The sequence below is a fragment of the Mycobacterium sp. UM_11 genome (assembly GCF_001414075.1).
Taxonomy (GTDB): domain Bacteria; phylum Actinomycetota; class Actinomycetes; order Mycobacteriales; family Mycobacteriaceae; genus Mycobacterium.
On record NZ_LATC01000172.1, the window covers coordinates 1 to 5,750 of the forward strand.

Below are 5,750 nucleotides of genomic sequence, written 5' to 3' on the forward strand. Positions count from 1 at the left end.
ACCAACACCCCGTGCACGGTGTGGTTGGCGGCCAGTTCCGGCAGCGTCGGCATCGCGGCCAGGGCCGCGGTGTAGGCCGTGGCCGCGGTCTCGTGTTGGGCGGCCGCCGCCGCGCTGTGCGCGCTGGCCCGCGTCAGCCACGCCAGGTAGGGCGCGTGCGCGGCCGCGTAGGACTCCGCGCTGGGTCCCTCCCAGGCCCCGGCCTGCGTCGCGGCCACGACGCCGCTGAGTTGCGCTGCGGCCGAGGCGTATTCGGTGCTCAGCTCGGACCATGCCCCCGCCGCCGCCAGCAGCGACGCCGGACCGGGGCCGCTACTGAGCAGGGCGGAGTGCACCTCCGGTGGCGAGGCCATCCAGATCGGCGCCGTCATAGCTACTCCTCGGACTGGAAGGCTTACCAGGCAGAGGAGAGCTTAATGAATATGATTTTCGTTATCAACTCGGCGGTCGTTGCGTCCCCGCGCTACACCAGCGGGCGCCCCGTCCTGATCCGGCGGTCGAGGTCGAGAAGCAGGACGTTGAAGGGGAAGCGCCGGACGAACCGCGGCAGGCGGCGGTTCACCAGGGCCAGCGCCGCGATGAGCCTGTCGAAGCGCCGTTGCCTGGTGGCGTCCCAGGGCAGCCGCATCTCGTCGCGAAACCGTTGCGGCAGAAAGCCCGTGGTGATCAGCAACGCGAGGTTGTCCGAGGCGCGCTGCAGCCGGCGCGGCAGCGTCAGCCCCCGGATGCGGTTGGCGGCGATGGGATAGAGGTACTCGCGCACCGCGTCGTCGATGTGCACCTTGGCCAGCGACTCCTGCCAGTACCGGTCGAACGCCGCCCGGTCCGCGGGCCACATCTCCGGCGGCACCTGCAGGGTGGTGGCCAGCGCCATGCCCTCGCGGTAGTGGCGATCGGCGTCCTCGCCGTCCAGCTCGCCGATGAACATGCGGTAGATGTCGACCCCGCCCTTGTACAGGCAGGCCCCCACCCAGAGCTGCAGGTCGGGGTCGAAGGCGTTGTAGGACACCGAGCTGTCCGGGGTGGAGTAGACCTGCGCGTGGGCCCGGTTCACCGCCCGGCGGAAGGCGTCCTTCTGCGCGTCGGTGCCGTTGGTCGCCACCGCCAGGTAGGTGAAGGTGGTGCGTGCGCGCTTGATCGGGTGCAGGTCGACGCGGCCGCTTTCGACGCGGCTCTCCATAACGCCGTATCCGACACCGGGGCGCGCCAATTGCATGATCACGTTGGCGGGGCCGGCCAGCAGCGCCACCCCCATCAATCCCTCGTCGATGCCGAGCCCCCGCCGGCGCCGGCGCGCGGGGGACCGCCGGGGCGGATCGGCGATCGCGCGCTCGACGTGACGGGCCGGTTCGCGAACAGCCTCGGGTATTGCCATGGTGAGATCCCTCCAGCGGCGCCGTCGCTAATCTGCGAACGCGTGTTTCCTGATATTGTCGCGGCGCCGCGTTGGTGTCAAGATGGTTCGCATGAACCCGTCGGGCGCACGGCCCTACCGCGGCGTCGAGGCCACCCAGCGGCTGGCCGCACGCCGCAACCGGCTGCTGGCCGCGGGCCTGGAGTTACTGGGCGCCGAGGAGCAGAGCGTCGCGGCGGTCACCGTTCGCGGCGTGTGCGGGCGGGCCGGGCTGGCGGCCCGGTACTTCTACGAAAGTTTCGCCGACAAAGACGAATTCGTCGCCTCCGTGTTCGACTCGGTGGTCGCCGAGCTGGCCGCCACCACCCAGGCCGCGGTGGCGGCCGTGCCGCCGGACGAGCAGACCCGCGCGGGCATGGCCAACATCGTGCGCACCATCGCCGACGACGCCCGGGTGGGGCGCCTGCTGTTCAGCACGCAGCTGGCCGATCCCGTGATCGTGCGCAAGCGCGCCGAATCCAGCGCGCTGTTCGCCATGCTGTCGGGCCAGCACGTCGGAGCCGCGCTGCGGATGCCGGCGAACGACCGGATCAAGGCCGCGGCGCACTTCGTGGTCGGCGGCGTCGGCCAGACCATCAGCGCCTGGCTCGCGGGTGACGTCCGGCTCGAACCGGACCAGCTCGTCGACCACTTGGCCGCGCTGCTCGACGAACTCGCCGAGCCCGACCTGTACCGGCTGCAGACGGCGGCCGAGTCGCGAGCGGACTCCTGAGGCGCGGTCTCAGACGGGACTGACGGCGGGCCACCCGGTGGTGGCGGTCAGCGAGAAGTCGCGCAACGCCCGCGAAATGTGTTGCCGCAATTGGTCGTTCGAGTTCGGGCGGCCCAGCTCGTAGGCCAGGAAGGAGACGAACACCCGGCCGTGCACCCGCCCCGACAGCAAGGCCAGCGCACCGTTGGTGCTGTACATCGTCGCGGTGGTCACCCCCGGGTACACCGTCTTCATCGCGAAGTGGTCGGCGTCCGTGCCGTCCGGGGTGTTGACGGCCGGGTCGAGCGACCCGAGGTTGGACGACACCACGGTGACCGCGCTCCCGGTGACCACGCCGATCAGTCGCCGCATTACCCGTTTGGGGATCAGCGGAACCAGTGGCAGCAACGCCCAGCGCTCGTCGGGCTCGTCCTGGTGCCGGGACAGCGCGTCCTTGATACCGGTGCGGATCCCGCTCAGGTCGGTCGTCGCGGGCGCGGGGTCCACCGCGATATCGACGTTGACGACGGCGTTGGCCCGGGTGTCGCCCGTTGTGCGCTCGTTGACCGGCATGCCCACGTTGACCGTGCCGTCGGCGGCGACCCGGCCCACCCGCCGGGCCAGGTGCGCCGCCAACCCCGCGAGCAGCGCGTTGCTGGTGCCGCCCAGGGCGCTCGCGCGGGCATCCCACTCGTCGGCGTCGACGAAGACCGTCGCCATGGGGAGCGTGATGGGCTTGTCGGGTCCGGTGGGCGGCGCCGGCCGCTTCTTGGCCGCGCCGGGGGCGGCGCCCCGGCCGGCCCGGGCCATGCGTGCCGCCGCGAGCACGGCGCGGCCCACATCCGTTGTGTCGCGGGCGGTTTGGCGCGCATCCTCGCGCAGCGCCCGCCACCGCGGCCGCGATCCCGCCGGGGGCCAGTCGATCGCGTCGTCGCGGCCGCACGCCGCGTCCGCCAACGCCTCGCACAGCCCGACGCCGTCGGTGAGCGTGTGGGTGACCACCAGGCTCACCGCCGCGCCCCCGTCGGTGAGCGGGAGCACCGCAAGGTGCCAGCCGGGCCCGCGCTCGGCGTCCGGCCGCCTACCCGCCTGCTCGTCCAGCCAGGCGTCGATGTCGTCGCGCGGCCGGGGCGTCGCGACGATCTCCAGGTCCGACTGGTGGGTTGGGGCGACCCAGCGGTGCCGGCCGAACGGCAAGGGCGACCGTTCGATGCGGCGGCGCAATCGGCCCCGACCGAGGTGGTGGTGGAAGGCGCGCAGACCGTTGAGGTCCACGGCGCGGTCGTACACCCAGATCGTCTGCACCACACTGGTGGTGGCCGTCGCCCGCTCACCGAGGAAAAGGGTCTGGTCGGCCAGATCCAGCAGGTTGCTCACGCCTAGGCCGCCTCGTCGTCGTTGCGGGTGGGCGCGTCCGCGCGCGGCTCGCCGGTGGCCGCATCGATGGCGCGGGCGAAGGTCTCGTCCAGCGTCGCGATGTAGCGGTCCACCGACTCGCGCGCGATCGCGTTGTCCGGGAAGGACATCGTGACCGTGGTCTTTTCCGCGTGCCGGTTGATCCACATGTTGATCCCGCCGTGGGACAGGCTGTCGCCGTAGGTGCCGAAATTGGTCTCCGCCCACAGCCCGGCGAGGGGGATCTTGCGAAAGTCGAGGAAAGACAACATCATCGGCAGCCGCGTGGGCAACTTGATGCCCAGCTCGTCGGGCGTCGCCAACTCGATCAGCCGCTCGACCGGGACACCGGCGAGGTCCTTGGCCGCGTCGAAGGACTTCTGCGCGGCCCGGGCCGCCTCGGCGAAGGTGGTGCCGCCGGTCGGCACCGTGACCGGGACCAGGCTGGCGAACCAGCCCACGGTCATGGTGTCGACGCCCGGCGTGCGGGTGTCGCGGGCCGTGAACCCGTGATAGACGGCCCCGCCGGTCAATTCCCGCTCGGCCAGCGCCGTGCAGGCCAGCACCCCGCCGATGAACCGGGCACCGGCCGCGCCGCAGGCGGCGTCGAAAGCCTCGGTCTGTGCGGCGTCCAACAGATCGACGGTCACCAGGTCGCCCCTGCTGCTGGCCCAGGTGTCCCCAAGCGGCAGGGGGAAGCTGGGCCAGTCGCCGTCGGTGTCGCGAGCGAACGCGATCCAGTCCTTGATCTCCGAAGACGACAGCGTCAGCCCGGCGACCCGTTCGCGCTGACGGGCGGTGTAGTCCCGGTAGCTCGTGGCCTCGGGCAGCGCGCTCGGCTGCCGCCCCCGCGCGAGTTCCTGATAGGCCAGGTGGATGTCGACGAAGATGACGCCGGCCGACAGGCCATCGATGTGCAGGTGGTCGACGCTCGCATAGAACGTGAAGTAGTCGGCGTGCTGGACGACGCCGTAGGTGAAGGAACCCCATTCGAGCGTTCCGGGGGTCGTCGTCAGGACGTGGGTGCGCACCTCGTCGACGGTCTGGTTCCCGAACGAGACGGGAACGAAGTCGATCAGGGCGGGGTCGGCGATCGCGTGACGCACGATGACGCCGTTATTGAATTCATACCAACTGTGGTAGGTGTCGTGGCGGCGGACATGCGCGTTGACCGCCGCGGTCATCGCCGGGATGTCGCACGTGCCGGGAATGTCCCAGGAGACGATCATCAGGCGTGGTAGCTCCCGGTTCATCGCCCTGCCATGGAAGGCCGCCCAGAGGTGTTGAGCCTGTTGGTAACTCGGAGCCAGATCGCTTGGCTGCGCGGCGCGGGCCGCCTCATGCGACGACGGCGTGGCCGTCCACATGGTGAGCGGACCGCGGGCCGGCTGCCATTCGTAGATGTTACCGAGTGCGACCATTGACTCAGTCCTCATTCCGTGCTGCGGACGTTCTGGCGCGGCGTGGGAGGAGCCGAGAAGCCGTGCGGCGAAGGACATTCCGCGCAGCATGAATCCAGTTATGTGTTGGGATTCTTCGACGCGTGCGTTGGGCTGAACTTACGGCGTCGCTTGCACCCCCCTGTGTCGCTGCTATTGGACGGTAGTCGAGGAAGGGGGCGTTTACCCGGTTTTTCCAAGATTCGCAATTTCGTGTGTCGCCGCCGTCGTGGCAGTAGTGTGCTCCACTCGCGCCAGAGCGCCGGGCCAAACCCGCACGGCCTCAGGGGAACAGCGGCAGCTGCCAGAGGTGCATCTCGGGATCCAGCAACCACAGCCGCATCATGGTGAGCCGTATCAGCCGCTGCGCGCTGAAGATCATGAAGGCCGCCAGCGGCACCTCGATCAGCAGCGCCGTGGCGATCGACAGCCACACGTCCTTGGGCCCGGCGGTCATCAGGTCGAACCACGCGTCGCAGATCAGCAACACCCCGGTGGTGAACGCGGCGGGGACCAGCAGTTGACGGCGCAGGTACCCCAGCGTCGCCGTCGCCACCATGAACGACACCAGCAGAATGTCGAAGCCGACCCAGGTGAGTGGCCAATTATGCGCGACGTAATTCTCCGGCAGCGTCACCGACAGGTACCCCAGCCAGGGCACCATCGCCATCGAACCGCCGACCATCAGGCTCAGCCGGATGCGCCGCACCCGGGCCAGCAGCGCCGGATCGATCAGGTCGCTCACCGGTTGCTCGAGCCGCTTGATGAGCAGCCGTCGCTGCTCGGGCGTGAGGCTGTCTCTTATACACAT

Annotated in this window: 6 protein-coding genes; 1 reads left to right on the top strand and 5 read right to left on the bottom strand. The window is 70.0% G+C overall.

All coding sequences use genetic code 11. From position 1 onward, the window contains the following. On the bottom strand, window positions 1-371 hold a 371-nt coding region (locus WU80_RS23910), incomplete at its 3' end, for a PPE family protein (RefSeq protein ID WP_156349739.1). Window positions 372-463: 92 nt separating this feature from the next. Continuing rightward, window positions 464-1,375, bottom strand: a complete 912-nt coding sequence (locus WU80_RS23915; RefSeq protein WP_055405564.1) for an oxygenase MpaB family protein — start codon at window positions 1,373-1,375, stop codon at window positions 464-466. Between the two features lie 82 nt (window positions 1,376-1,457). Between WU80_RS23915 and WU80_RS23920 the strand changes: the two genes are divergently transcribed. Then, window positions 1,458-2,126 (top strand): TetR/AcrR family transcriptional regulator, encoded by a 669-nt coding sequence (locus WU80_RS23920; protein WP_055405565.1) that lies wholly within the window; start codon window positions 1,458-1,460, stop codon window positions 2,124-2,126. Window positions 2,127-2,135: 9 nt separating this feature from the next. Here WU80_RS23920 and WU80_RS23925 read toward each other — a convergent pair whose 3' ends face one another. From WU80_RS23925 to WU80_RS23935, 3 genes are all read right to left on the bottom strand, one after another. After that, window positions 2,136-3,482, bottom strand: coding sequence for a hypothetical protein (locus WU80_RS23925; RefSeq protein WP_055405566.1), 1,347 nt, complete (start codon window positions 3,480-3,482; stop codon window positions 2,136-2,138). A 2-nt stretch (window positions 3,483-3,484) separates the two neighbouring features. Beyond that, on the bottom strand, window positions 3,485-4,921 hold the full coding sequence (locus WU80_RS23930; RefSeq protein ID WP_055405567.1) for a condensation domain-containing protein: 1,437 nt from the start codon (window positions 4,919-4,921) through the stop codon (window positions 3,485-3,487). Window positions 4,922-5,222: 301 nt separating this feature from the next. After that, window positions 5,223-5,750 carry a hypothetical protein gene (locus WU80_RS23935; RefSeq protein ID WP_055405874.1) on the bottom strand — a complete coding sequence of 176 codons (528 nt, stop codon included), beginning with the start codon at window positions 5,748-5,750 and terminating at the stop codon, window positions 5,223-5,225.